The 26,083-nt window shown below is 57.8% G+C and carries 22 protein-coding genes; 6 read left to right on the top strand and 16 right to left on the bottom strand.

From position 1 onward, the window contains the following. Window positions 1-58: 58 nt before the first annotated feature. The 4 genes from glmM to rlmE form a co-directional block, all read right to left on the bottom strand. Complete coding sequence (gene glmM, locus HF257_RS22925) at window positions 59-1,396, bottom strand: phosphoglucosamine mutase (protein WP_185708489.1); 1,338 nt, start codon at window positions 1,394-1,396, stop codon at window positions 59-61. A gap of 16 nt (window positions 1,397-1,412) precedes the next feature. After that, window positions 1,413-2,264, bottom strand: coding sequence for a dihydropteroate synthase (gene folP, locus HF257_RS22920; RefSeq protein WP_185708490.1), 852 nt, complete (start codon window positions 2,262-2,264; stop codon window positions 1,413-1,415). Between the two features lie 8 nt (window positions 2,265-2,272). Continuing rightward, window positions 2,273-4,183, bottom strand: a complete 1,911-nt coding sequence (gene ftsH / locus HF257_RS22915) for an ATP-dependent zinc metalloprotease FtsH (RefSeq protein WP_043205904.1) — start codon at window positions 4,181-4,183, stop codon at window positions 2,273-2,275. 200 nt (window positions 4,184-4,383) lie between these two features. Next, window positions 4,384-5,034, bottom strand: a complete 651-nt coding sequence (gene rlmE / locus HF257_RS22910; protein WP_010206606.1) for a 23S rRNA (uridine(2552)-2'-O)-methyltransferase RlmE — start codon at window positions 5,032-5,034, stop codon at window positions 4,384-4,386. Between the two features lie 106 nt (window positions 5,035-5,140). On the opposite strand from rlmE, the gene HF257_RS22905 reads away from it, so the two are divergent. Further along, complete coding sequence (locus HF257_RS22905; RefSeq protein ID WP_010206607.1) at window positions 5,141-5,449, top strand: YhbY family RNA-binding protein; 309 nt, start codon at window positions 5,141-5,143, stop codon at window positions 5,447-5,449. Window positions 5,450-5,458: 9 nt separating this feature from the next. Here HF257_RS22905 and HF257_RS22900 read toward each other — a convergent pair whose 3' ends face one another. The 8 genes from HF257_RS22900 to grpE form a co-directional block, all read right to left on the bottom strand. Beyond that, window positions 5,459-5,863 carry an MFS transporter gene (locus HF257_RS22900; RefSeq protein WP_185708491.1) on the bottom strand — a complete coding sequence of 135 codons (405 nt, stop codon included), beginning with the start codon at window positions 5,861-5,863 and terminating at the stop codon, window positions 5,459-5,461. A gap of 28 nt (window positions 5,864-5,891) precedes the next feature. Beyond that, window positions 5,892-6,368, bottom strand: coding sequence for a transcription elongation factor GreA (greA, locus tag HF257_RS22895; RefSeq protein ID WP_003235048.1), 477 nt, complete (start codon window positions 6,366-6,368; stop codon window positions 5,892-5,894). Further along, window positions 6,365-9,586 carry a carbamoyl-phosphate synthase large subunit gene (gene carB, locus HF257_RS22890; RefSeq protein WP_185708492.1) on the bottom strand — a complete coding sequence of 1,074 codons (3,222 nt, stop codon included), beginning with the start codon at window positions 9,584-9,586 and terminating at the stop codon, window positions 6,365-6,367. The genes greA and carB overlap by 4 nt, the downstream gene beginning before the upstream one ends. Before the next feature lie 105 nt (window positions 9,587-9,691). Then, window positions 9,692-10,828 carry a glutamine-hydrolyzing carbamoyl-phosphate synthase small subunit gene (gene carA, locus HF257_RS22885; RefSeq protein ID WP_159956129.1) on the bottom strand — a complete coding sequence of 379 codons (1,137 nt, stop codon included), beginning with the start codon at window positions 10,826-10,828 and terminating at the stop codon, window positions 9,692-9,694. Window positions 10,829-11,087: 259 nt separating this feature from the next. Beyond that, on the bottom strand, window positions 11,088-11,894 hold the full coding sequence (dapB, locus tag HF257_RS22880) for a 4-hydroxy-tetrahydrodipicolinate reductase (RefSeq protein WP_185708493.1): 807 nt from the start codon (window positions 11,892-11,894) through the stop codon (window positions 11,088-11,090). 9 nt (window positions 11,895-11,903) lie between these two features. Next, window positions 11,904-13,028: a molecular chaperone DnaJ gene (gene dnaJ / locus HF257_RS22875; protein WP_185708494.1), complete on the bottom strand. Its 1,125-nt coding sequence runs from the start codon at window positions 13,026-13,028 to the stop codon at window positions 11,904-11,906. Between the two features lie 317 nt (window positions 13,029-13,345). Further along, window positions 13,346-15,262, bottom strand: a complete 1,917-nt coding sequence (dnaK, locus tag HF257_RS22870; protein WP_185708495.1) for a molecular chaperone DnaK — start codon at window positions 15,260-15,262, stop codon at window positions 13,346-13,348. Between the two features lie 102 nt (window positions 15,263-15,364). Continuing rightward, window positions 15,365-15,925: a nucleotide exchange factor GrpE gene (grpE, locus tag HF257_RS22865; protein ID WP_185708496.1), complete on the bottom strand. Its 561-nt coding sequence runs from the start codon at window positions 15,923-15,925 to the stop codon at window positions 15,365-15,367. Window positions 15,926-16,179: 254 nt separating this feature from the next. On the opposite strand from grpE, the gene recN reads away from it, so the two are divergent. Continuing rightward, a complete protein-coding gene (gene recN / locus HF257_RS22860) occupies window positions 16,180-17,853 on the top strand; it encodes a DNA repair protein RecN (RefSeq protein WP_185708497.1) in 1,674 nt (557 codons plus the stop codon). Window positions 17,854-17,938: 85 nt separating this feature from the next. Here the strand turns inward: recN and fur are convergent, their stop codons facing one another. Then, window positions 17,939-18,343, bottom strand: coding sequence for a ferric iron uptake transcriptional regulator (gene fur / locus HF257_RS22855; protein WP_185708686.1), 405 nt, complete (start codon window positions 18,341-18,343; stop codon window positions 17,939-17,941). Between the two features lie 98 nt (window positions 18,344-18,441). Between fur and HF257_RS22850 the strand changes: the two genes are divergently transcribed. Beyond that, window positions 18,442-18,969: an outer membrane protein assembly factor BamE gene (locus HF257_RS22850; RefSeq protein ID WP_105698706.1), complete on the top strand. Its 528-nt coding sequence runs from the start codon at window positions 18,442-18,444 to the stop codon at window positions 18,967-18,969. A 63-nt stretch (window positions 18,970-19,032) separates the two neighbouring features. Here the strand turns inward: HF257_RS22850 and HF257_RS22845 are convergent, their stop codons facing one another. Beyond that, window positions 19,033-19,335, bottom strand: a complete 303-nt coding sequence (locus HF257_RS22845) for an RnfH family protein (RefSeq protein ID WP_185708498.1) — start codon at window positions 19,333-19,335, stop codon at window positions 19,033-19,035. Beyond that, complete coding sequence (locus HF257_RS22840) at window positions 19,328-19,762, bottom strand: type II toxin-antitoxin system RatA family toxin (protein WP_185708499.1); 435 nt, start codon at window positions 19,760-19,762, stop codon at window positions 19,328-19,330. The genes HF257_RS22845 and HF257_RS22840 overlap by 8 nt, the downstream gene beginning before the upstream one ends. A gap of 166 nt (window positions 19,763-19,928) precedes the next feature. Between HF257_RS22840 and smpB the strand changes: the two genes are divergently transcribed. Further along, complete coding sequence (gene smpB, locus HF257_RS22835) at window positions 19,929-20,411, top strand: SsrA-binding protein SmpB (protein WP_060752280.1); 483 nt, start codon at window positions 19,929-19,931, stop codon at window positions 20,409-20,411. A 36-nt stretch (window positions 20,412-20,447) separates the two neighbouring features. Here smpB and HF257_RS22830 read toward each other — a convergent pair whose 3' ends face one another. Beyond that, on the bottom strand, window positions 20,448-21,215 hold the full coding sequence (locus HF257_RS22830) for a GntR family transcriptional regulator (RefSeq protein ID WP_185708500.1): 768 nt from the start codon (window positions 21,213-21,215) through the stop codon (window positions 20,448-20,450). Between the two features lie 262 nt (window positions 21,216-21,477). On the opposite strand from HF257_RS22830, the gene HF257_RS22825 reads away from it, so the two are divergent. Together HF257_RS22825 and HF257_RS22820 are read left to right on the top strand one after the other, a co-directional pair. Next, window positions 21,478-23,172, top strand: coding sequence for a lactate permease LctP family transporter (locus tag HF257_RS22825; protein ID WP_185708501.1), 1,695 nt, complete (start codon window positions 21,478-21,480; stop codon window positions 23,170-23,172). Between the two features lie 70 nt (window positions 23,173-23,242). Then, entirely contained in the window at window positions 23,243-26,053 is a 2,811-nt protein-coding gene (locus HF257_RS22820; RefSeq protein ID WP_185708502.1) for an FAD-binding and (Fe-S)-binding domain-containing protein, read from the top strand. Window positions 26,054-26,083: the final 30 nt, after the last annotated feature.

Here is a 26,083-nt window from a genome sequence, read left to right as displayed (position 1 = left end):
TCGTCGGTCAAAGTGGGCGCAGATGTTACCCAACCACATCATCACTGGCAAGCCGAATTCAGGCGCAAACTTCAGTTACTAGTTTTGCCAGGTCTTCTGCATGGCCGCGAACCTGTGTTTCGTCGTCGCCCTCGACCATAACGCGCACCAAAGGCTCTGTGCCGGACTTGCGCAGCAGCACTCGCCCACGCCCAGCCATGGCAAGGGTCACGCGCTCGCACGCTTCCTTGACAGCAGGATGATCGATTGGGTTTTCGCCGCCAGCGAAGCGTACGTTGAGCAGCACTTGAGGACACTTGCGAAACGCTTGGCGCGCCTGAGCCAAACTCTCGCCGCGAGTCCGAAGCGCCATCAGCACCTGCAGCGCCGCAATAATCGCGTCACCGGTAGTGGTGTGCTGGAAGCAGACTACATGCCCGGAGTTCTCACCACCCACCAGCCAGTTGCGCTCAAGCAGCTCTGCGATGACATAGCGGTCACCCACGTTCGCACGCACAAAAGGAATCCCCAAATCCGCCAGGGCGAGCTCCAAGCCCAGATTACTCATCAGGGTCCCGACGACACCGCCCTGCAGCTTGTTACGCTCATGCATGTCACGAGCAATAATGAACAGCAGTTCATCACCGTCGACAATCGCGCCTGTCTGGTCAACCATCAACACGCGGTCGCCGTCACCATCGAACGCGATACCCAAATCAGCATGCTCGGCCAATACAGCCGCCTGCAATTGCTCCATATGGGTCGAGCCGCAGTTTTCGTTGATGTTCAAACCATCTGGCTGGGCCGACAAAACCGTCACCTGCGCGCCCAACTCCTTGAACACACTTGGCGCCACCTTGTAGGTCGCGCCGTGGGCGCAGTCGACTACAAGCTTCAAGCCCGCGAAACTGGTGCTGCTCGGCACGCTGCTCTTGCAGAACTCAATGTAGCGACCCGAAGCATCGTTGATGCGCGACACTTTGCCGAGCTTGCTGGAATCCACGACCGTCATCGGCGCGTCCAACAATTCCTCGATCATCAGTTCGATCTCGTCAGGCAACTTGGTGCCTTGGCCCGAGAAGAACTTGATACCGTTATCATCATGAGGATTGTGCGACGCACTGATCACAATGCCCGCCTCAGCGTGAAAGGTACGTGTCAGGTAGGCGATCGCTGGCGTTGGCATCGGCCCCAACAGCATTACGTCAGCACCGGCAGCAGACAAACCAGCCTCCAATGCAGACTCGAACATATAGCCCGAAATGCGCGTGTCCTTCCCTACCAGGATGCGGCAGGCGCCCATGCTACGGAACGCCATACCTGCCGCCCAACCTAGCTTGAGCATAAAATCAGGAGTAATCGGAAATTCGCCGACCCGACCACGGATTCCGTCGGTGCCAAAGTATTTTTTAGTCATAAGCGCTCCATCATTCTTATTGGGCTGATTCTACGGCGGCGATCATGCGCACCACATCCACGGTCTCGGCAACATCATGTACACGCAAGATACGCGCACCCTTGGTCACCGCAAGCGCTGCAAGCGCGAGACCACCATACAGCCGCTCACCCACCGGACGATTCAAGGCCAGCCCTATCATGCTCTTGCGCGAAACCCCGACCAATAACGGCCGGCCCAGGGCATGCAGGGATTCCATGTGTTTGAACAGACTCAAATTGTGCTGCAATGTCTTCGCGAAGCCAAACCCGGGATCGAGAATGATTTTCTCGGGAGCAATTCCCACCCGGGCACACTGAGCAACTCGCTCGGCAAGAAACCCGCTCACATCACCCAGTAGATCGTCGTAGTGCGGACTGTCCTGCATATTCCCGGGCTCCCCCAGCATATGCATCAGACAAACTGGCAAGCCTGTAGCGGCAGCAGCGTCCAGGGCACCATCACGCTGCAATGAGCGCACATCGTTGATCAACCCCGCACCCAGGCGCGCCGTTTCGCGCATCACTGAGGGCGTAGAAGTATCCACTGAAATGATCACATCCAACTCAAGGGCAATGCGCTCGACAATCGGGGCAACCCGCTCAAGCTCCTCCAGAGGAGAAACCACGCGCGCACCCGGCCGGGTGGACTCGCCACCCACATCAATCAAGGTTGCGCCCGCCAGCACCATAGCCTCGGCATGACGCAGCGCAGCATCAAGCTGAGCGAAGCGGCCGCCATCGGAAAAGGAGTCGGGGGTTACGTTGAGAATGCCCATGACATGCGTATGGGCCAAATCAAGAACCCGGTTGCCGCAAGGCAACCGGGTTGAGGACAACACAGAAGTCATTTCAAACCTTAGTGGTCAGCCGCCGGACCACCGATCGGGGTTTCAGGGCGTTCATTCTGAACCACTGGCGGAGTGCCAGACGTACCCGAACCGCCTTCCCAATCGCGAGGTTCGCGAGGCGCGCGACCTGCCATGATGTCGTCGATCTGATCGGCATCAATGGTCTCGTACTTCATCAGCGCGTCAGCCATCGCATCCAGCTTGTCGCGATTATCGGTCAGGATCTGCTTGGCCGTGCCGTAGCACTGATCAATGATGCTGCGCACTTCGGAGTCGATCAGCTTGGCTGTCTCACCGGAGAAGCTAGCACTTTGACCACCACCGCCACGCCCCAGGAACACTTCGCCTTCTTCCTCGGCATACATCAACGGGCCAAGTTTTTCCGACAAGCCCCACTTGGTCACCATGTTTCGCGCAATCTGGCTGGCACGCATGATGTCGTTGGAAGCGCCGGTGGTCACACCGTCAAAACCCAGGGTCATTTCCTCGGCAATCCGCCCACCGTACAGCGAGCAAATCTGGCTGATCAACGCACGCTTGGAGAGGCTGTAACGATCCTCTTCAGGCAGGAACATAGTGACACCCAACGCCCGACCACGAGGAATGATCGAAACCTTGTAGACCGGGTCATGCTCAGGCACAACACGACCAACAATGGCGTGACCCGCTTCGTGATAAGCGGTGTTCTGCTTTTCTTTCTCAGACATGACCATGGACTTGCGCTCGGCGCCCATCATGATCTTGTCTTTCGCCAATTCGAACTCTTTCATTTCAACGATGCGCTTGCCGGTACGAGCTGCAAACAGCGAGGCCTCGTTCACCAGGTTGGCCAGGTCAGCACCGGAGAAGCCTGGCGTACCACGAGCGATCACGGCAGGAGCCACGTCATCACCCATTGGTACTTTGCGCATGTGTACTTTCAGGATCTGTTCACGACCACGGATATCCGGCAGGCCAACCACGACCTGGCGGTCGAAACGACCTGGACGCAGCAACGCAGGGTCCAATACGTCCGGACGGTTGGTTGCAGCGATGACGATGATACCGTCATTCATTTCGAAGCCGTCCATCTCAACCAGCAATTGGTTGAGGGTCTGCTCACGCTCATCATGACCGCCGCCCATGCCGGCGCCACGATGGCGACCAACGGCGTCGATTTCATCGATGAAGATGATGCATGGCGCGTGTTTCTTAGCCTGCTCAAACATGTCGCGGACACGGCTGGCGCCCACGCCGACGAACATCTCGACGAAGTCAGAGCCGGAAATGGTGAAGAACGGCACCTTGGCTTCGCCAGCAATCGCCTTGGCCAGCAAGGTTTTACCGGTACCTGGAGGACCGACCATCAGTACGCCGCGCGGAATGCGACCACCCAGGCGCTGGAACTTGCCTGGATCGCGCAGAAATTCGACCAACTCGCCAACTTCTTCCTTCGCTTCATCGCAGCCTGCGACGTCAGCCAAGGTGGTCTTCACCTGATCCTCGGAGAGCAGGCGTGCCTTGCTCTTGCCGAAACTCATTGGCCCACCCTTGCCTCCCGCACCGCCTTGCATCTGGCGCATGAAGAACATGAACACGGCAATAATCACCAGGATCGGGAAGCTGGCGACCAGCAACTGAGTCCAGATGCTTTGCTGCTCGGGCTGCTTGCCTTCGACAACCACGTGGTTATCCACCAGGTCGCCGATCAGGCCATTGTCCTGAATTGCCGGACGAATGGTCTTGAAGCTGTCGCCATCGTTGCGCTTGCCGGTGATCACATAGCCATCAACCGCTACGCGCTCGACCTTGCCATCCTTAACTTGCTGGATGAAGTCGGAATAGTTGAGGGTCTGCGGCTCGTTAGGGCTGGAGAAGTTGTTCATCACCGTCACCAGGACAGCCGCGATGATCAACCACAGGATCAGATTCTTTGCCATATCGTTCAATTAACTACCCTCTGAAGCAAGCTCCGCTACTGGCGCGCGCTTCGCATGATATTCACCGGCCTAACTTACTACATTACCTACAACTCTGGCAGGCGCCGTCTGTAACCCTTTGTGAAACTTTGACTACACAATATTCGTAAAGCTTCGTGACGAAAGCGATATAAAAAAACCTATCGACTCCCCTCAAACCTTCAAAGACGCTCATCGCTGGCAGCGCCTTCAATGCCGCGGAACCCCCGCGCCAACAGATATTGCTCGCGAGACCGGTCCCGGGAAGAGTCCGGTTTGCGCATCTGCACCTTATCGAACAGCTTGCGGATGTTCTTGTGGTACTCGTCGAAGCCCTCACCCTGGAAGACCTTGACCAGGAAATCACCACCCGGACGCAATACCCGCCCCGCCAGATCCAATGCTAATTCGCACAGGAACATGGCTCGCGGCATATCAACGGCCGGTAATCCACTCATATTGGGGGCCATGTCGGAAATCACAAGGTCTACCTGCGAATTTCCCACAGCTTCCAGGATCTCTGCCAATACGGCGTCCTGGGTAAAGTCGCCGTGCACAAAGGTCACGTCCGGGATGCTGTCCATCTCAAGGATGTCAGAGGCGATCAAACGACCTTGCCCACCAATCAGACGACTGGCCACCTGGGACCAGCCACCCGGGGCGGCACCCAGGTCGATCACACTCATGCCAGGGCGAAACAATTTGTCCTTGTCCTGAAGCTCCAGCAATTTGTAGCTGGCCCGGGAACGGTAACCGTCCTTCTGCGCCTTTTTGACGTAAGGATCGTTGAAATGCTCTTGCAGCCACTTAAGACTAGTTTTGGAACGGGCCACGGGCCACCTCGAAAAATAAAACGGGTCGTGATTAACTGGGCGGTCCCGGACTCGCTCGGGTAAACTGGCCGCCGCTTTTTACAAGATCAGACGCAGGGGTCAGATTATGCCGCTCACTCAAGAGCAGAAGAAACAGTACAAATCCATTGGCCACCATCTGAAACCAGTTCTGATTGTGGCAGACAACGGTTTGACTGAGGGTGTGTTAGCCGAATTCGAACGCGCACTGAACGATCACGAACTGATCAAGATCAAGGTCAACATCCTCGACCGCGAAGCACGCCTGGCTGCCATTGCAGAACTATGCAAGGTTGGCAAAGCAGACCTGGTCCAGGTCATCGGCAAGATGGCGCTGCTGTATCGCAAGAACTTCAGCGTCAACAAGCAACTGTCGAACGTTCATCGCTTCAAATGATTCAAAGGGTCACGGGCGTGCTTCGCGCGCCCTGCCACTCCATCCCGGTGCTGGCTGCATAACCAACACCAAGCCGGAGAACCCTAGCACAAGATAGCTGAATAACTGCCAGCGCAACGCTTCCGGCAGCCAGACATGCACAACGCAATACATTGCACACGCATACAGCGCCATCAACAGCAGTTGCCCGCGAATATCCCGCCACAAACTTCCCAAGCCTTCAGCCTTGACCAGCACCAACGCCTGGACCATCACGCACGCCGCCGCAAAACCCACCAGCAACGCACTCAGTAATCCGTCGATCTCATCGATCAGCAACGGTGCCAGGCCAATCAGGCCCAGCGCCGGCAAAACACCAATGTGCAGCAACCACAGGCCACCCACCCAAAGCATCTGGGAGAGCTGCCAAAGCATGGCGCCCGCACGTAGCGGGCGCCGCCTTTCAGACGTGACGAACTTCGACAATCTCGTACTCGATCACGCCACCAGGCGTTTTCACGGCCACAACATCACCCTCTTCCTTGGCAATCAAGGCGCGGGCGAGCGGCGAACCAACAGAGATCTTGCCGAGCTTGAAGTCAGCCTCGTCCTCACCAACGATGTGGTAGACCACACTTTCGTCAGTCTCCACGTTGGCGATTTCCACGGTAGTGCCGAAAATCACCTTGCCGGTCTTCGGAATGGTCGTGACGTCGATGACCACCGAGTTCTGCAGGCGGCCTTCAATGTCACGGATCCGCGCCTCGACCATACCCTGCTGCTCGCGAGCAGCGTGGTATTCGGCGTTCTCCTTCAAGTCACCCAACTCGCGGGCCGTACCGATGTCCTGGCTCAGCTTCGGACGGACGACCTTGGTCAGATGGGCGTGCTCCTCTTCCAGGGCCTTGAAGCCCTGGACGGTCATTGGGTATTTGGTCATGCCTTCAATCCTGCGTGTAGATCCTGCAAGCGACGCACGGTCTTTTCCGGACCGAACTTGAGCGCTTCGCAGATGGCTTCGCCAGCAGCAATGGTGGTGGTGCAGTAAATCTTGTGCTGCAAGGCGTTACGACGAATGGAGTAGGAATCCGCGATCGACTGGCGACCTTCGGTGGTGTTGATGATCAGCGTGACTTCGTCATTCTTGATCATGTCGACCACATGCGGACGGCCTTCCGTCACCTTGTTCACGCGACGCACTTTCAGGCCGGCAGCTTCGATCAGCTTGGCGGTCCCGGCAGTGGCCACGACTTCGAAGCCCAAGTTGATCAGATCACGGGCTACGCCTGCAACCAGTGGCTTGTCGTCATCGCGCACGCTGATGAACGCAGTACCGCCGGTCGGCAGCACTTCACTCGCACCCATCTGGGCCTTGGCGAACGCTTCACCGAAGGTATCGCCCACGCCCATGACTTCACCAGTAGACTTCATCTCTGGGCCCAGGATCGGGTCCACGCCAGGGAATTTGGCGAATGGGAACACCGCCTCTTTCACGCTGTAGAAGTTCGGAATGATTTCCTTGGTGAAGCCGATTTCCTTCAAGGTCTTACCGGCCATCACGCGGGCAGCGATCATGGCCAGGGAGACACCGATGCACTTGGAAACAAACGGCACGGTACGCGAAGCACGCGGGTTCACTTCGATGACGTAGATGTCTTCGCCCTGCAGCGCCAACTGTACGTTCATCAGGCCGACAACACCCAACTCCAGGGCCATTTTCTTGACCTGCTCACGCATCTCGTCCTGGATGTGTGCCGGCAGCGAGTAAGGCGGCAGCGAGCAAGCGGAGTCACCGGAGTGAACGCCAGCCTGTTCGATGTGCTGCATGATCGCGCCGATCACCACGTCGGTACCGTCGCAAACAGCATCCACGTCCATTTCAATGGCGCAGTTGAGGAAGTGGTCCAGCAGCACTGGGCTGTCGTTGGACACTTTCACTGCATCACGCAGGTAGCGCTTGAGCTCTTCTTCTTCGTAGACGATTTCCATCGCACGACCGCCCAGTACGTAGGACGGACGCACTACCAACGGGTAGCCGATCTTGCTGGCGGCACGAATGGCTTCGTCTTCGCTGCGCACGGTGGCGTTTGGCGGCTGACGCAAGTTCAGGCGCTCAACCATTTGCTGGAAACGCTCACGGTCTTCGGCACGGTCGATAGCATCCGGGCTGGTACCGATGATCGGTACGCCGGCAGCTTCCAGGGCACGAGCCAGTTTCAGCGGGGTTTGGCCGCCGTACTGGACGATCACGCCTTTTGGCTTCTCGACGCGCACGATCTCCAGTACGTCTTCCAGGGTCACTGGCTCGAAGTACAAGCGATCGGAGGTGTCGTAGTCGGTGGAAACAGTTTCCGGGTTGCAGTTGACCATGATGGTCTCGTACCCGTCTTCGCGCAGAGCGAGGGCGGCGTGTACGCAGCAATAGTCAAACTCGATACCCTGGCCGATACGGTTAGGACCGCCACCCAGGATCATGATCTTGTCGCGACCCGACGGCGCTGCTTCGCACTCTTCCTCGTAGGTGGAGTACAGGTAGGCGGTATCGGTGGAGAACTCGGCGGCGCAGGTGTCAACGCGCTTGTAGACCGGGAAGATCTCCAGCTTGTGACGATGAGTACGCAGGTTCTTCTCGGTCACACCCAGCAGTTTGGCCAGACGCTGATCGGAGAAACCTTTGCGCTTGAGGCGGAACATCATGTCGCGGTCGATGCTGGCCAGACCCAAGGTCTTGACCTTCTCTTCTTCCTTGATCAGGTCTTCGATCTGAACCAGGAACCACGGGTCGATCATGTTCATACCGAAGATGTCTTCGACGCTCAGGCCTGCACGGAAGGCATCCGCCACGTACCAGATACGCTCGGCGCCTGGCACGGTCAGCTCGCGCTTGAGCACGCTCATGCTTTCCGGGTTGGTCAGGTCGAGTTTCTCATCCAGGCCGCAAACACCGACTTCCAGGCCGCGCAGGGCTTTCTGCAGGGACTCCTGGAAGGTACGGCCGATGGCCATCACCTCACCCACCGACTTCATTTGAGTCGTCAGGCGTGCATCAGCCTTGGCGAATTTCTCGAAAGCAAAACGTGGCAGCTTGGTGACGACGTAGTCGATGGACGGCTCGAAGGACGCCGGGGTCTTGCCACCGGTGATGTCATTCGACAGTTCGTCCAGGGTGTAACCCACAGCCAGCTTGGCAGCGACCTTGGCGATCGGGAAGCCGGTGGCTTTCGAAGCCAGGGCCGACGAACGGGATACACGCGGGTTCATCTCGATCACGACCATACGGCCGGTGTCCGGGCAGATGCCGAACTGAACGTTGGAACCGCCGGTTTCCACGCCGATCTCGCGCAGTACCGCCAGGGAGGCGTTACGCAGGATCTGGTATTCCTTGTCGGTCAGGGTCTGTGCTGGCGCAACGGTGATCGAGTCACCGGTGTGCACGCCCATCGGGTCGAAGTTTTCGATGGAGCAGACGATGATGCAGTTATCCTTCTTATCGCGGACAACCTCCATCTCATATTCTTTCCAGCCGATCAGGGATTCGTCGATCAGCAGCTCTTTGGTCGGCGACAGGTCCAGACCACGGGCGCAGATTTCTTCGAACTCTTCACGGTTGTAAGCGATACCGCCACCGGTGCCGCCCATGGTGAAGGACGGACGGATGATGCACGGGAAGCCCAGAGTCTCGAGGACCGCGTTGGCTTCTTCCATGCTGTGGGCGATACCGGAGCGCGGGCACGCCAGGCCGATGGACTTCATGGCCTTGTCGAAACGCGAACGGTCTTCAGCCTTGTCGATGGTGTCGGCATTGGCACCGATCATCTCTACGCCAAACTTTTCCAGGACGCCTTCGCGCTCCAGGTCCAGGGCGCAGTTCAGAGCGGTCTGGCCGCCCATGGTTGGCAGCAGTGCGTCTGGACGCTCTTTCTCGATGATCTTGGCAACGGTCTGCCACTTGATCGGCTCGATGTAGGTGGCGTCGGCCATGGCCGGGTCGGTCATGATGGTGGCTGGGTTAGAGTTCACCAAGATGACGCGGTAGCCCTCTTCGCGCAGGGCTTTACAGGCCTGGGCGCCGGAGTAGTCGAATTCGCAGGCCTGGCCGATCACGATCGGGCCAGCGCCGAGAATCAGGATGCTTTTTATGTCTGTACGTTTTGGCATGGGTTTGTCACTCAAATCCGCAGGTCAGTCGGCAAGCCGTCTTGAACAATCTTTGAAGAGCCTGCAGGGGCCACCGAGGTTCGGGGCCGCCTGCTAGCCACTCAGTTAGCGTCGCTTGGCCATCTCATTGATGAAACGGTCGAACAGCGGTGCTACGTCGTTCGGGCCCGGGCTGGCTTCAGGGTGGCCCTGGAAGCTGAACGCGCTCTTGTCGGTGCGCTCGATGCCCTGCAGGGAGCCGTCGAACAGCGACTTGTGAATGGCGCGCACGTTGCTCGGCAAGGTCGCTTCATCCACCGCAAAACCGTGGTTTTGGCTGGTGATCATCACAACGCCGGTGTCCAGGTCTTGCACAGGGTGGTTGGCGCCATGGTGGCCGTGGCCCATTTTCAGGGTCTTGGCACCCGAGGCCAGGGCCAGCAGCTGGTGACCAAGACAAATGCCGAATACCGGAATCTCGGTTTCCAGCACTTCCTTGATCGCCTGGATGGCGTAGTCGCAAGGCTCAGGGTCACCCGGGCCGTTGGACAAGAACACGCCATCCGGTTGCAGTGCCAGCACATCGCTGGCCGGGGTTTGCGCCGGCACTACAGTAACGCGACAGCCGCGCTCTACCAGCATGCGCAGAATGTTGTACTTAACGCCGTAGTCATAGGCCACAACGTGGTACGGCAAGTCAGCGGCTTCGATGGTCGCGTGGCTGTCGGTCTTCAAGTCCCAGACAGTGGAGCGCCACTCGTACTTCTCTTTGACGCTGACGACTTTCGCCAGGTCCATGCCTTTCAGGCCAGGGAAACCCTGGGCTGCAGCGATAGCCGCCGCTTCGGAAATATCGTCGCCAACCATGATGCAGCCGTTCTGCGAGCCTTTTTCACGCAGGATGCGTGTCAGGCGGCGCGTATCGATACCGGCGATCGCCACAACGTTGTTGGCTTTCAGGTAATCGGACAGCGACATCGTGTTACGCCAGTTGCTCGCAACCAATGGCAGGTCACGAATGACCAGGCCAGCCGACCAGACACGATCAGACTCGACGTCTTCCGGTGTAGTACCGGTGTTGCCGATGTGCGGATAGGTCAGGGTAACGATCTGTTGGGCGTAGGAAGGATCGGTAAGGATTTCCTGATAGCCGGTCATGGCGGTGTTAAACACCACCTCTCCAACGGTTTGACCGTCGGCTCCAATGGCTTCGCCGCGAAAAATGCTGCCATCAGCAAGGGCGAGTATGGCTGGCTTAGTCAAGAAGACCTCCCGTAAATAAAGCCTGAAAGGGCGATCGCAGGTTGTAAAAAAGCGGAGTGACGTATGGACACGTCACCCCGCTTGTTCACTGAATTATTCTGCGCGCTTTTAGTGGACACACTAAAGCTGTAGCTTACAGAAAAAGGCTTTTTTGGTCCACCGCTAAAGAGCCTTAAAGGCAGGGGAATGCGACAGGACGTCGCTTAGCGGGTAAAAACGGGGCCTTAGGATAAGCCTGAGACCCCGATTTAGCTACTGATTAGTGCAGATCAAGCACGTCGCGCATGTCATACAGACCCGGCTCGCGACCTTCCAACCAGAGCGCAGCACGTACCGCACCCTTGGCAAACGTCATGCGACTGGACGCTTTGTGCGTGATTTCCAAGCGCTCACCCTCGGTGGCAAACAGCACGGTGTGATCACCCACCACATCGCCACCACGAACGGTCGCAAAGCCAATAGTGTCACGTGCGCGCTCACCGGTATGACCCTCGCGACCATACACAGCCACTTTCGACAAATCTCGACCCAGCGCATCGGCAATCGCCTCACCCATGCGCAACGCAGTACCCGACGGCGCGTCGATCTTGTGACGATGATGGGTCTCGATGATTTCGATATCCGCCTCATCACCTAACACGCGCGCAGCCAGATCCAGCAACTTGAGCGACAGGTTCACACCGACACTGAAGTTGGCAGCAAAGACCACAGGGATATCCTTGCCCGCCTCCACCAGCAATTGCTTCTGCTCAGCCGTCAAACCGGTAGTACCAATCACCATGGCCTTGCCTGCCTTGCGGCAAAACGCCAGGTTTTTCAGCATCACGTCCGGCAGGGTGAAGTCGATCAGCACATCGAACTCGTCAGCGACCTGCTCCAGACTGCCAGACAACGAAACGCCGATACGCCCCAGCGAAGCCAGCTCACCAGCATCTGCACCGATCAGCGTGCTACCCGGACGCACAATTGCTGCCGTCAGCCCGGAGGCCGGCGAGCGCTGCTGCACTGCTTCAACCAGGGTTTTACCCATGCGCCCTGCAGCGCCCATCACGGCTATACGTCGCATACTCATCCCTTACAGGTCGCCGAAAAAGCGCTTCACGCCATCGAAAAAGCCCGTGGTCTTTGGCGAGTGCGAGTCATCACCCTCCAACGAGCTGCGGAATTCTTCAAGCAGCTCACGCTGGCGGCGATTCAGGTTGACCGGTGTTTCTACCGCCACACGACACATCAGGTCGCCAGCACCACCACCGCGCACTGGCGCAACGCCTTTGCCACGGATACGGAACTGCTTGCCGGTCTGGGTACCCTCAGGAATCTTGAGCTTCACCCGACCATCAAGAGTCGGAATCTCCAGCTCGCCACCCAGGGCCGCATCGACAAAGCTGATAGGCACTTCGCAGAACAGATGCTTGCCGTCACGCTGGAAGATCGAGTGCTCACGCACATTGATCACCACGTACAGGTCGCCGGTAGGACCACCTTGCGTACCCGCCTCGCCTTCGCCCGACAGACGAATGCGGTCGCCAGTATCAACACCCGCCGGCACTTTCACCGAAAGAGTCTTGTACTCTTCGACGCGGCCTTCGCCGTGGCAGGAGTCGCACGGATCGGAAATGATCTTGCCCTGGCCATGGCAACGCGGGCAGGTCTGCTGCACCGAGAAGAAGCCCTGCTGCATACGCACTTGGCCGATACCGCCACACGTAGGGCATGTAATCGGCGAGGAACCTTTCTTGGCCCCCGAACCATCGCACGGCTTGCAGTTCACCAGCGTCGGTACACGGATATTGACGCTAGTGCCGCGCACGGCCTCTTCCAGGTTCAGCTCCAGGGTGTAGCGCAGATCACTGCCACGCTGGGCACCACCACGCTGACCACCACGGCCACCGCCGAAGAAGTCGCTGAATACATCACCGAAGATATCGGAGAAGTTCTGACCACCAAAACCAGCACCGCCGCCACCCATGCTCGGGTCGACACCGGCATGGCCATACTGGTCGTAGGCCGCACGCTTATTGGGATCAGACAGGCATTCGTAGGCCTCGTTGGCCTCTTTGAACAACTCTTCGGATTCTTTGCTATCCGGATTACGGTCCGGGTGGTGCTTCATCGCCAGGCGGCGATAAGCCTTCTTCAGGTCCGCCTCGCTGGAGCTGCGCTCCACACCCAATACTACGTAATAGTCACGCTTTGCCATAAGTCTTTGCACTCTTAAGGACGTTCAGCCAGACCCTCCTGAGCCTTGCCAAACTCGTTGAGCCCCAATACAGGCCCGGACCCAACTCACGTCAATTCAACGATCCTGGTCGTTACTACTTTTAGCCGAGACCCAGCCAAAAAACGCGGTATATATCGCTCAGGAAGCAGGAGCTTTCCCAATCACACCGCCAGCACCCGACAGCTGTCGCATGCTGTAAAAATTCGCATACCCCAGACACGCCAACGCGGGAGCAAGCTCCCGCGCGGCGACATCCTACCAGTCACCGCTTGATAGCGGTCAACCGGGCGACCAACTTACTTCTGGTCTTTGACTTCTTCGAACTCGGCATCGACAACATCGTCGTGCTTGGCTTCAGGCTCTGCTTGCTGTGCAGCACCTTCAGCCGGCTGGCCTTGTTCGGCGTACATTTTCTGAGCAACCGGCGCGGAGACTTTGGACAGCTCCTCAACCTTGGCTTCGATAGCAGCCTTGTCGTCGCCTTTGATAGCGGCTTCCAGGGCAACTACGGCAGCTTCGATTGCAGTCTTCTCCTCGGCAGTCACTTTGTCGCCAGCATCAGCGACCATTTTACGTGTCGAGTGAACCAGTGCATCGCCCTGGTTACGCGCGCCGGCCAGCTCAGCAAACTTGGCGTCCGCATCAGCGTTGGCTTCAGCATCACGAATCATCTGTTGAATTTCTTCATCAGACAGACCGGAGTTGGCCTTGATCGTGATTTTCTGCTCTTTGCCGGTAGCCTTGTCTTTCGCGCCTACGTGCAGAATGCCGTTGGCGTCGATGTCGAAGGTCACTTCGATTTGTGGCACGCCACGTGGTGCTGGTGGAATCTCGGCCAGGTCGAACTTGCCCAGGGACTTGTTCTGAGCAGCCTGCTTACGCTCACCTTGCAGCACGTGAATGGTCACAGCGCCTTGGTTGTCGTCGGCAGTCGAGAACACTTGCGATTTCTTGGTAGGAATCGTGGTGTTTTTCTCGATCAGCGCAGTCATCACGCCACCCATGGTTTCGATACCCAGGGTCAGCGGGCTAACGTCCAGCAGCAACACGTCTTTCACGTCACCGGCCAGTACCGCGCCCTGGATAGCAGCACCCATGGCAACAGCTTCGTCCGGGTTCACGTCTTTACGTGCTTCTTTACCGAAGAACTCGGTTACCAACTTCTGAACCAGTGGCATACGGGTCTGACCGCCCACCAGGATCACGTCGTTGATAGCACCCACGTCGATACCGGAATCTTTCAACGCGATGCGGCAAGGTTCGATGGTGCGTTGAACCAGGTCTTCAACCAGCGCTTCCAGCTTGGCGCGCGAGATCTTCACGTTCAAGTGCTTAGGACCGGTAGCGTCTGCAGTGATGTACGGCAGGTTCACGTCGGTCGACTGAGCAGAAGACAGCTCGATCTTCGCCTTTTCAGCAGCTTCTTTCAGACGCTGCATCGCCAGCGGGTCACCTTTGAGGTTCATGCCGCTTTCTTTCTTGAATTCGTCAACGAGGTAATCGATCAGACGAATGTCGAAGTCTTCACCACCCAGGAAGGTGTCACCGTTGGTGGCCAACACTTCAAACTGGTGCTCGCCGTCAACTTCAGCGATCTCGATCACGGAGACGTCGAAAGTACCGCCACCCAGGTCATAAACGATCACAGTGTGGTCGCCTTTGGCCTTGTCCATACCGTAAGCCAGAGCGGCTGCGGTTGGCTCGTTGATGATACGTTTTACGTCCAGGCCCGCGATGCGGCCGGCGTCTTTGGTCGCCTGACGCTGGCTGTCGTTGAAGTAGGCCGGAACGGTGATGACCGCTTCAGTCACTGCTTCACCGAGGTAGTCTTCGGCAGTTTTTTTCATCTTTTTCAAGATTTCAGCCGAGATTTGCGGCGGCGACATTTTCTGGCCGTTTACTTCAACCCAGGCGTCACCGTTGTCAGCCTTGGCAATTTTGTAAGGGACCATCTTGATGTCTTTCTGCACGACTTCTTCGTCGAACTTACGACCGATCAGACGCTTAACCGCGTACAGGGTGTTATGCGGGTTGGTGACAGCCTGACGCTTGGCCGACTGACCAACAAGGATTTCACCGTCGTTGGCGTAAGCAATGATCGACGGAGTGGTACGTGCGCCTTCGGCGTTTTCGATTACTTTTGCAACGCCGTTTTCCAGCACGGAGACACAGGAGTTGGTGGTCCCCAGGTCGATACCGATAATTTTGCCCATGATTTACTCTCCCGAAACTTGAATTTGGTTGCCGCAGCAGTGGTGGCTAACTGCGGTAGCACTTAAACGCTTGACTTATAGATGGGGCCGCTAAGGCTTATTTCAAGCCTGCTCATCAATAGATGGCGAAACAGGTGCAGGAGCCTTGCTCACCACCACCATCGCCGGACGCAGCAAGCGACCGTTCAACTGATAACCTTTCTGGAACACCTTCAATACACTGTTCGGCTCAAGATCATGGCTTTCCTGCATGGCCATGGCTTGATGATGCTCGGCATTGAAAGGCTCGCCGCCTTGCGGGTCGATAGCTTCCAACTGATAACGCTTCAGGGTGTCCTGGAACATTTTCAGGGTCAGTTCGATCCCTTCGCGCATTGGACGGATGTTTTCGTCGTCCGGATTGGACAATTCAAGGCCACGCTCAAGGCTGTCGATGATCGGCAGCAGATCGTTGGCGAATTTTTCCAGCGCAAACTTGTGAGCTTTTTCTACATCCTGCTCGGCACGACGGCGGACGTTCTGCAGATCGGCGGCAACACGCAAAGACTGGTCCTGCGCAGCAGCCAATTGCTCTTCGAGCACTTGCACACGAGTTGCCAGCTCATCACCGGCAGCCGAATTGGCGTTTGGAGTTTGCGTATCCTGCGTCTGTTCGTCAGCCATAGTTTTCTCCTTTCAAAATCATGCGCGAACTCAACTCGCGCTTCTGTTCCGGTATATGGGGCCACAATTTCCAGGTTCAAGAGCGCAGGGGTTACCAAAAGTCTTTCGAGTGGGGCGGGTCAATTCCTTCGCACCCATTCCACATCGCGCTAAGAACGTCGGGCAATCAAGCAAATCGAGCTAAGCGTCAGGATTGTCAGCCCCGAACAAAACACTGTATAAATAACCAGACCTAAAGCCTGGGAGCGCCCGTCATGCTCGTGCACCTGTCCGTACATAACTACGCCATCGTTGAACATCTGGACCTTGAACTGGATCGCGGGATGAGCGTAATCACAGGCGAGACCGGTGCCGGCAAGTCGATAATGCTTGACGCTTTGGGCCTCACCCTGGGTGACCGCGCCGACAGCGGCGTTGTGCGTCCTGGCGCGGACAAGGCCGATATCCTGGCCACCTTTGACCTGGCAGACATTCCCGAAGCCGAAGCCTGGTTGGCCGAGCGCGACCTTAATAACGATGGTCCCTGCATCCTGCGTCGGGTAATCACCGCCGAAGGACGCTCCCGCGGCTATATCAACGGTACGCCCTGCCCCCTCGGCGACCTGAAAGCCCTGGGCGAGCTGCTGATTGATATCCACAGCCAGCACGAGCATCAATCCCTACTGAAAACCGACACCCACCGCCGCCTGCTCGACGAGTATGCCGGCGCCACCGACCTTGCCCGACAAGTACAGCTGGCTGCACAGCGCTGGCGCCAAACCCGCCAGGAACTGGAGCGCCTCTCCAACTCCGGTGACGAACAGCGCGCTCGCCATCAACTACTCAGCTATCAACTTGAAGAACTGGAAAGCCTTGGCCTGGGCGAGACCGAGCTGGAACAGCTTGAGCAGGAACACAAGAACCTGACCAACGCCGAAACCCTGCTGGGCATCTGCCGCCAAGTTGTCGAGCAATGCAGTGAAAGCGATTCCGGCAATGTTCTTAATGCACTGACCGCCAGCCTCAATCGCCTGTCCAGCGTGAACAGCGCCTCTGGCTCACTGAGCGAAGCAACCACCCTGTTGACCAGCGCACAGATCCAGGTAGAAGAAGCCGTGGGAGAGTTGAATCGCTTCCTGGATCATTTCGACGCTGACCCAGCGCGACTGCAGGAAATCGAAGAACGCTTGGACACTATTTATACCCTGGCGCGCAAACATCGAATTCAGCCGACCGAAGTGGCAACCCTGCAGCAGAAACTGCTGGATGAAGTCGAAACCCTGAATGCAAATGACGAGTCCATCGAGCGACTTGGCGATGAGCTCGCCTCCTTCGCACGCCACTATCAAGAAAAAGCACGTGAGCTGAGTGACTTGCGACAGCAGGCAGCCACTGGCCTGGCCAGCGCGGTGGAACTGGAGATCCAGCGGCTGGGCATGCCAGGCGGGCGCTTCACCATTGAGTTGCGCGCCAACACCAGCAATGAACTGCAACCTCATGGCCTGGAACAGGTTGAGCTACTGGTCAGTGCCAACCCCGGGCAACCGCTCAAGGCACTGGCAAAAGTGGCGTCTGGCGGCGAGCTGTCGCGGATCAGCCTCGCGATTCAGGTGATTACCGCACAAACCTCGCGAGTACCAACGCTGGTATTCGACGAAGTGGATGTGGGAATCGGCGGGCCTACAGCAGAAATTGTTGGCCAACTGTTGCGGCGCCTTGGAGATCGGGGGCAGGTGCTGACGGTGACCCACTTGCCACAAGTGGCAGCCCAAGGGCATCAGCATCTATTTGTACACAAGGTACGCGGCAGCGATGCGACACACACAGCCGTTTCCAAGCTGAACAAGTCGGAACGCGTAGAAGAAGTGGCGCGAATGCTCGGGGGCATCGACTTGACTAAGGAGTCCCTGGCACACGCGAAAAAAATGGTCGTCGCGACAAAGGCCTGAACTGAAAATTTTCCCTTTATAAAAAGCACGAAGGCGACCCTAAGGTCGCCTTCGATCGTTCTGCAGAGCGAATCTGCATCGCTTTTTACTTTTTCTTACGGATGTACAACACAAGATTGTGGTCAACCAAATCGAACCCATGCTCCTCAGCAATCTTGTGCTGGAGACGTTCGATTTCTGGACTGGTGAACTCGATAACCTCGTTGGTATCCAGGTCAACCATGTGGTCGTGATGACCACCGTCAGCCAATTCGAACACCGCATGACCGCCGTCGAAATTATGACGAACCACCAGCCCTGCGGCTTCAAACTGGGTCAGCACACGGTAAACCGTGGCCAGGCCAACGTCCTCGTTAGACTCCATCAGCGCCTTGTAGACATCCTCGGCACTCATGTGGCGCTGCTCAGCAGAATCGAGCATTTGTAGAATCTTGACTCGTGGCAGAGTCACTTTAAGACCGGCTTTGCGTAGTTCGCTATTTTCAACCATGGTTAGCTTTCTCGCGGATGCTGCTTCGCAGCTTCTCTTAATACGGGTATGATCGGCGTTTACGTTGTCCCAGCCAAGATAGTGGAAGTCGCCCACCGATGCAAAACACCAAGCTCTTGCTAACCAGTTTCACCTTTGTGGGACTGCTCGCACTCGCCGGTTGTTCATTCCCCGGGGTTTACAAAATCGACATCCAGCAGGGCAATGTCGTCACGCAGGACATGATAGACCAGTTACGCCCGGGAATGACCCGACGGCAAGTACGGTTTATCATGGGCAACCCCCTGCTGACCGACACTTTCCATGCTGATCGCTGGGATTATCTCTACAGCATCCAGCCTGGTGGCGGTGAACGCCAGCAGGAGCGCGTCAGCGTCATTTTCAATGGCAATGACCAGCTTGTGAGCCTTTCCGGCGATTTCATGCCCGGCGTGAGCCGTGATGAAGCCTTGCTTGGCAAGGACAACGGTACCAACGTGACTGCGCCAGCGCAGGAAGCCGAGAAACCGAAGTCCGAAGTGCCAGCCAAGCCTGGCTCGCTGCTCGACAAGATCCAGAAAGACGTCGATGGCGTGCAGACTGTCCCAGTCCCGACGCCACAGCCTCTGGACACCAGCCCGCAATAAGTTTGCGGCGCCCAACAAAAAGCCCGGCATGCCGGGCTTTTTGCTATTTGCTGGTTGGCAAACTCACGAGTTCCGCTGTTTGGCCAAGGCCGCTTTGGCGGCACGCAGCCGGCGCACCTCTTTAGGGTCGACCAGCAAGGGGCGGTAGATCTCGATACGATCACCCGCCTGCACAACCCGCAGCTCCGCGTCCGCGACCACCTTGCCGAATATACCCAAGGGACAATCCGCCAGATTCAGCTCAGGAAACTGTGCTGCGATCCCCGACGCCTGCGCCGCTGCCCGCAAGCCAGTTCCCTCAGGCACCGTCACCGCCAGCAAAACCTGACGATCCACGGCCGCATACACCACTTCAATCTCAACCATGCAGTTGCTTGGCTCGCTGGCAGAACGCATCCACCAACGTATTGGCGGCCTGGTTGAACAAAGGCCCCAACGTCGCTCGCACAATCGGGCCAGCGTAATCAAATGACAGGTCCAGGCTGATCTTGCAGGCCTTGTCGGTCAGCGCCTTGAACACCCACACCCCATGCAGTTGGGTGAACGGCCCTTCCTGCAGATTCATCTCAATGGATTTACCCGGCACCAGCACATTTCGCGTAACAAAGTGCTGGCTCAAGCCACCCTTCGCTACGCCAACGCTGGCGACCATGTGCTCATCACTGCTTTCCAGCACCTCGGCCGTTGAGCACCAAGGCAGGAATTCCGGGTAACGCGCCACGTCGTTGACCAGGTCATAGAGCGCCTGTGACGGATAAGGCAGCAGCGCCGAACGTTGAATATGCGTCGTCATGTGTGCGTCATTTCCACTGCGGAGGCAAACATCGCGAAAGAACAGCCCGATCCGCGAAAGAAAAAAACCAAAGAATTGCCTGTATTGTCCGGGATTCATCCAACACGCTCAAGCACGCAGGTTGACCGTAGCCGACACGCTCGCAACTCCCTATAATGCCGCCCCTATGGCTAAACAAAAGAAACACCCCACAGGGACCATCGCGCAAAATAAAAAGGCGCGACACGATTACTTCATCGAACATCGTTTCGAGGCTGGTCTGGTCCTGGCCGGCTGGGAAGTAAAGAGTCTGCGTGCCAGCAAGCTGCAGCTGGTCGACAGTTATGTGCTGCTCAAGGATGGCGAGGCATGGCTGCTCGGCAGTCATATCACTCCGCTGACCACCGCAAGCACACACGTGATTGCCGACCCGGTGCGCACGCGCAAGCTGCTGCTCAATGCCCGCGAAATCGACAAGCTCGCCGCCGCAGTACAGCAGAAAGGCTATGCCTGCGTCTGCCTGTCCTGGTATTGGAGCAAGCATTTGGTCAAGTGCGAGATCGCCTTGGGTAAGGGCAAGAAGGAATACGACAAGCGCGATACCGAGCGCGAGCGCGATTCCAATCGCGAACTGCACCGCGCAGTGCGCAACAAGGGCAAGGAAGAGTAATCCTTGTAGCGATGTAGCCTTGGGCAAGGCCCCTGGCTACATTCCCTTACGCCGCTCGGCACGCGCCACGCGCTGCACCTCTTGGCGCACCTCCTCCAACACTTCCTGCACATACAGCAAATGACGCGTAGACACCTCACGCGCCTGCTCTGCCCGCCCCTCGATAATAGCCAGGTACAAATCCCGGTGCTGACTGATCAGCATGTCGCGGGTTTCCGTACGTTGCTGGTACATGCCGCCAATGTTGGTCACCACATTACGTTTGAGCAGGTCGAACAAACCACGAATGGTGTGCAGCAACACGGCGTTATGACTTGCCTCGGCAATCGCCAAGTGAAAACTCGCATCCGCCGCGCCCTCCTCCGCTCGACTCACTTCATCAGCCCGGGCATAGCAATCCTGCAACACCTCAAACGCAGCCTTCAGCCGTTCACGGTCAACTTCGGTGGCACGCAACGCTGCGTAATAGGCACAAGATGCTTCCAGGGTCTGACGAAATTCCAGCAAGTCACGCTGAGCCTCCGAGTTATTTTCCAAAAGGTGCAACAGCGGATCACTGAAGGTTGAACCCAGGGACTCGGCGACATAATTACCCCCACCCTGACGACTCACCAGCAATCCCTTGGCCGCCAGCTTTTGGATCGCCTCCCGCAACGACGGGCGCGACACACCAAACTGCTCGGCCAACGCCCGTTCGGCAGGCAAACGCTCACCTGACTTCAGCGTGCCCTCAAGGATCATGCCCTCAAGCTGCTCGACAATATCGTCAGACAAACGGCGCTGACGCACCTGATCAAACCCCATAACTCACTCTCCACCATCCCGACCACTCGCCGGGCCCTCTATTCTCGCCTATCGCAGCCCTTGCGACACCTATCAGAACACGCTCGTTTTGTCCGATCAGCAGCGCCTATCAACAGCCCTACGACGAAAGTTTCTCGGGCGGCAAATTGACACACCCACCCGAAGGCTTTTAACCTAGCCCACAGCGATTGTAAATTGGTCTTACCAATTATCCAAGTCGACTACGAAGTGCCTGACCAACAACAATTAGGGGCCACCCCATATGCAAACCTGGCAACAGCTCTACAGCCCACTCGGCAGCCTCGGCCTGTCCGCATTGGCCGCCGTAATCCCGATCGTGTTTTTCTTCCTGGCCCTGGCCGTGTTTCGCCTCAAAGGCCACGTGGCCGGCAGCATCACGTTGGCGCTGTCGATTCTGGTAGCGATTTTCGCTTTCCAAATGCCAGTGGACATGGCGCTGGCTGCCGCCGGTTACGGCTTTGCTTATGGCCTGTGGCCTATCGCATGGATCATCGTCGCAGCCGTGTTCCTCTACAAGTTGACCGTCAAGAGCGGTCAGTTCGAGATTATCCGTAGCTCCGTCCTCTCGATCACTGACGACCAGCGCCTGCAAGTACTGCTGATCGGCTTCTGCTTCGGCGCATTCCTGGAGGGCGCAGCAGGCTTCGGCGCACCTGTGGCGATCACCGCGGCGTTGCTGGTAGGCCTGGGCTTCAACCCGCTGTACGCCGCAGGCCTGTGCCTGATTGCCAACACCGCCCCGGTTGCTTTCGGCGCCCTGGGGATCCCGATCATCGTCGCCGGCCAAGTCACTGGCATCGACGCGTTCAAGATCGGCGCCATGACTGGCCGTCAGCTACCACTACTGTCGTTGTTCGTACCGTTCTGGCTGGTGTTCATGATGGACGGTCTACGCGGCGTGCGTGAAACCTGGCCAGCCGCGCTGGTAGCGGGCCTGAGCTTTGCCATCACCCAATACTTCACCTCCAACTTCATCGGCCCAGAGTTGCCGGACATCACCTCGGCCCTGGCCAGCCTGATCTCCCTGACCCTGTTCCTGAAAATCTGGCAGCCCAAGCGCACCGCAGGTGCACAGATCGCCGGCGCAAGCTCCAGCGCAGCGATCACTGCCAGCGCCGGCGGCTTTGGCCTGCCACGCAGCACCGTTGCATCGCCGTATAGCCTGCTACAGATTTTCAAGGCCTGGTCGCCGTTCCTGATCCTCACCGTGCTGGTGACGATCTGGACCCTCAAGCCGTTCAAGGCGATGTTTGCCGCCGGCGGCTCGATGTACAGCTGGGTGTTCAACTTCGCGATCCCGCATCTGGATCAGCTGGTGATCAAAGTCGCGCCGATCGTGACCAACCCAACCGCCATCCCGGCCGTGTTCAAGCTGGACCCGATTTCGGCAACCGGCACCGCGATTTTCTTCTCCGCGCTGATTTCTATGCTCGTGTTGAAGATCAACATCAAAACTGGTCTGACCACTTTAAAAGAAACCTTCTACGAGCTGCGCTGGCCAATCCTGTCCATCGGCATGGTGCTGGCGTTTGCGTTCGTCACCAACTATTCCGGCATGTCCTCGACCATGGCCCTGGTATTGGCCGGCACTGGCGCTGCCTTCCCATTCTTCTCGCCTTTCCTCGGCTGGCTGGGGGTTTTCCTGACAGGCTCCGACACCTCGTCCAACGCCCTGTTCAGCTCGCTGCAAGCCACTACTGCGCATCAGATCGGCGTAAACGACACCCTCCTGGTTGCTGCAAACACCAGCGGCGGCGTCACCGGCAAGATGATCTCGCCGCAATCGATCGCCGTGGCGTGCGCCGCAACCGGCCTGGTGGGCAAGGAATCCGACCTGTTCCGTTTCACCCTCAAGCACAGCTTGTTCTTCGCCACCATCGTGGGGCTGATCACCCTGGCCCAGGCTTACTGGTTCACCGGTATGCTGGTGCACTGAGACCTGCACGTAATAGGGTAAGAATCGACGCCGGACATCCACGCCGGCGTCAGCTATTTCTGGAGGACCGATGAGCCTGCCTGCTGCTTTTCTGAGCGATGTCGCACACCTGATCCCAAAAGATCGACGCTTCGACGACCCACTTTCCACACTCGCATTCGGCACCGATGCCAGTTTTTACCGACTGATCCCACAGCTGGTGATCCGTGTAGAGTCAGAAGACGAAGTGGTGTCATTGCTGCAACTGGCCCAACGCGACCACGTGCCGGTGACCTTTCGCGCTGCCGGCACCAGCCTTTCCGGGCAGGCGATCAGCGACTCGGTGCTGATCGTGCTGGGGGACAACTGGAACGGTCGCGAGATTCGGGACCAGGGCACACAGATTCGCCTGCAGCCCGGGGTAATCGGTGCCCAGGCCAACGCCTGGCTGGCACCGTTCGGACGCAAGATCGGGCCGGACCCTGCGTCAATCAATGCCTGCAAAATCGGCGGCATTGTCGCCAACAACGCCAGCGGCATGTGCTGTGGCACGGCGCAAAATACCTACCACACCTTGGCAGGCATCCGTCTTGTACTGGCTGATGGCAGCCGCCTGGACACGGAGGATGCAGCCAGCGTCAACGCGTTTCGCCAGCAGCACGGCGCACTGCTTGATCGGCTTGCAACACTCGGGCGTGAGACGCGGGCGAATACCGAATTGGCAGCAAGAATCCGCCACAAATATCGCCTGAAAAATACCACCGGCCTGTCACTCAACGCCCTGGTGGATTTCGATGAGCCATTGGATATCCTCAGTCACCTGCTCGTGGGTTCCGAAGGCACCCTGGGGTTTATCAGTGCGGTCACCTACGACACCGTGGTCGACCACCCCAACAAAGCGTCAGCGCTGATCGTATTCCCGGATGTGGAAACCTGCTGCAATGCAGTCACCTTACTGAAAACCCAGCCGGTCTCTGCGGTTGAATTGCTGGACCGGCGCAGCATGCGTTCGGTACAGGACAAACCGGGCATGCCCGCATTCGTACAACACCTATCGGAAAATGCCTGCGCACTGCTGATCGAATCCCGCGCGGCATCGCCTTCGTTGCTGCATGAGCAATTGGCGCTGATCATGGAATCCCTGGCCCGTTTCCCCGTGGAGAAACAGGTCGACTTCACCGAAGACCCCGTCGAGAACGCCCGCCTGTGGGCGATCCGCAAAGACACCTTTCCCGCCGTCGGCGCCGTGCGAAAAACCGGCACTACGGTGATCATCGAAGACGTTACCTTTCCAGTCGAACAATTGGCCATCGGCGTAAACCGCCTGATCGAACTGTTCGACAAACATCATTACGACGAAGCCATCCTTTTCGGACACGCGCTGGAAGGCAATCTGCACTTCGTGTTCACACAAGGCTTCAACAGTGCGGAAGAAGTCGCACGCTACCAGGCGTTCATGGACGACGTGGCGCAATTGGTGGCGGTAGAGTTTGGCGGCTCGCTGAAGGCTGAACACGGCACCGGTCGTAATATGGCGCCGTTCGTCGAGCTGGAGTGGGGCAGCGATGCCTATCAACTCATGTGGCAACTTAAGCGCCTGCTGGACCCCAACGGCATTCTCAACCCGGACGTGGTGCTCAGCGAAGACCCACAAATTCACCTCAAGCACCTCAAACCTCTGCCCGCGGCCGACGAGCTTGTGGATAAGTGCATCGAGTGCGGGTTCTGCGAACCGGTGTGCCCGTCCAAAGGGCTGACGCTTAGCCCGCGCCAACGCATCGTGATCTGGCGTGATATCCAGGCCAAGAAGCGTGCAGGCATCGACACTACCGAATTGGAAGCCGCCTATCACTATCAAGGCATCGACACCTGCGCAGCCACCGGCCTCTGCGCGCAACGCTGCCCCGTAGGAATTAATACCGGCGACCTGGTGAAAAAGCTGCGCAGCCGCGATGCCAACCGTACGAAAACCGCTGAATGGCTCGCCGACCATTTCGCTACCGCACTGCAAGGCGCGCGCTTTACCCTGCATGTCGCCAACGGTGCACGCATGCTGCTGGGTGCACCACGCTTGGCAAAGCTTTCAGCCAGCGTGACCAAGCTGTCCAACGGGCAAATCCCTCAGTGGACCAACGCCATGCCTCAGCCGGAAAAAGCCATCCGTTTCAGCCCGGCAGTGGCCGATGAGCGTCCCCGCGTCGTCTACTTGGCGGCCTGCGTCTCACGCGCCATGGGCCCAGCGGCAGGTGATAAAGAGCAGATGTCGCTGTACGAAAAAACCCGTGGTCTGTTGGAAAAAGCCGGTTACCAAGTAGTGTCACCCGACAACCAGGACAGCCTCTGCTGCGGCCAGCCATTCGCGTCCAAAGGTTATGCCGAACAAGCCGAACACAAGCGCCAGGAACTCATCGGCGCCCTGCTCCACGCCAGCCGTGGCGGGATCGACCCAATCTATTGCGACACCAGCCCCTGCACCTTGCGGCTTGTCCAGGACATGGGCGAAACGCGCCTGGACCTGTATGACCCCGTGCGTTTCATCCGCACACATTTGATGGATCGCCTGGACTTCACGCCACAGGAAGCCCCCATCGCGGTACACGTCACCTGCAGCACCCAGCACCTGGGAGAAAGCCAGGCCCTGATCGACCTGGCTCGACGTTGCGCCAAAACGGTAGTTATCCCAGAAGGTATTCACTGTTGCGGCTTTGCCGGTGACAAAGGCTTCACCACCCCGGAACTCAACGCCCACTCGCTGCGCACGCTCAAGGATGCGGTGCAATATTGCAGCGAAGGCATCTCCACCAGCCGAACCTGCGAGATAGGCCTTAGCCAACACGGCGGCATTGATTATCACGGCCTGGTGTACCTCGTAGACCGCGTCACCCAAGCCCGCGTCCATTAATTGCGCAAGAAAACAGAACCCTTGCGCGCC

Source organism: Pseudomonas cremoris, from assembly GCF_014230465.1.
Note: the sequence above shows the minus strand (reverse complement) of the source record. Positions and strands in the feature narration are given on the sequence as shown.

Bases quoted from the DNA above. Each gene is read 5' to 3' on its own strand.
- HF257_RS22830 (WP_185708500.1), bottom strand. From the start codon at position 21,215: ATGGGGTTTGATCAGGTGCGTCAGCGCCGTTTGTCTGACGATATTGTC.
- grpE (WP_185708496.1), bottom strand. From the start codon at position 15,925: ATGGCTGACGAACAGACGCAGGATACGCAAACTCCAAACGCCAATTCG.
- carB (WP_185708492.1), bottom strand. From the start codon at position 9,586: ATGCCAAAACGTACAGACATAAAAAGCATCCTGATTCTCGGCGCTGGC.
- greA (WP_003235048.1), bottom strand. From the start codon at position 6,368: ATGACCAAATACCCAATGACCGTCCAGGGCTTCAAGGCCCTGGAAGAG.
- smpB (WP_060752280.1), top strand. From the start codon at position 19,929: ATGGCTAAACAAAAGAAACACCCCACAGGGACCATCGCGCAAAATAAA.
- HF257_RS22825 (WP_185708501.1), top strand. From the start codon at position 21,478: ATGCAAACCTGGCAACAGCTCTACAGCCCACTCGGCAGCCTCGGCCTG.
- dapB (WP_185708493.1), bottom strand. From the start codon at position 11,894: ATGCGACGTATAGCCGTGATGGGCGCTGCAGGGCGCATGGGTAAAACC.
- HF257_RS22850 (WP_105698706.1), top strand. From the start codon at position 18,442: ATGCAAAACACCAAGCTCTTGCTAACCAGTTTCACCTTTGTGGGACTG.
- dnaJ (WP_185708494.1), bottom strand. From the start codon at position 13,028: ATGGCAAAGCGTGACTATTACGTAGTATTGGGTGTGGAGCGCAGCTCC.
- glmM (WP_185708489.1), bottom strand. From the start codon at position 1,396: ATGACTAAAAAATACTTTGGCACCGACGGAATCCGTGGTCGGGTCGGC.
- folP (WP_185708490.1), bottom strand. From the start codon at position 2,264: ATGACTTCTGTGTTGTCCTCAACCCGGTTGCCTTGCGGCAACCGGGTT.
- HF257_RS22900 (WP_185708491.1), bottom strand. From the start codon at position 5,863: ATGCTTTGGCAGCTCTCCCAGATGCTTTGGGTGGGTGGCCTGTGGTTG.
- HF257_RS22845 (WP_185708498.1), bottom strand. From the start codon at position 19,335: ATGGTTGAGATTGAAGTGGTGTATGCGGCCGTGGATCGTCAGGTTTTG.
- HF257_RS22840 (WP_185708499.1), bottom strand. From the start codon at position 19,762: ATGACGACGCATATTCAACGTTCGGCGCTGCTGCCTTATCCGTCACAG.
- HF257_RS22820 (WP_185708502.1), top strand. From the start codon at position 23,243: ATGAGCCTGCCTGCTGCTTTTCTGAGCGATGTCGCACACCTGATCCCA.
- ftsH (WP_043205904.1), bottom strand. From the start codon at position 4,183: ATGGCAAAGAATCTGATCCTGTGGTTGATCATCGCGGCTGTCCTGGTG.
- fur (WP_185708686.1), bottom strand. From the start codon at position 18,343: ATGGTTGAAAATAGCGAACTACGCAAAGCCGGTCTTAAAGTGACTCTG.
- dnaK (WP_185708495.1), bottom strand. From the start codon at position 15,262: ATGGGCAAAATTATCGGTATCGACCTGGGGACCACCAACTCCTGTGTC.
- recN (WP_185708497.1), top strand. From the start codon at position 16,180: ATGCTCGTGCACCTGTCCGTACATAACTACGCCATCGTTGAACATCTG.
- HF257_RS22905 (WP_010206607.1), top strand. From the start codon at position 5,141: ATGCCGCTCACTCAAGAGCAGAAGAAACAGTACAAATCCATTGGCCAC.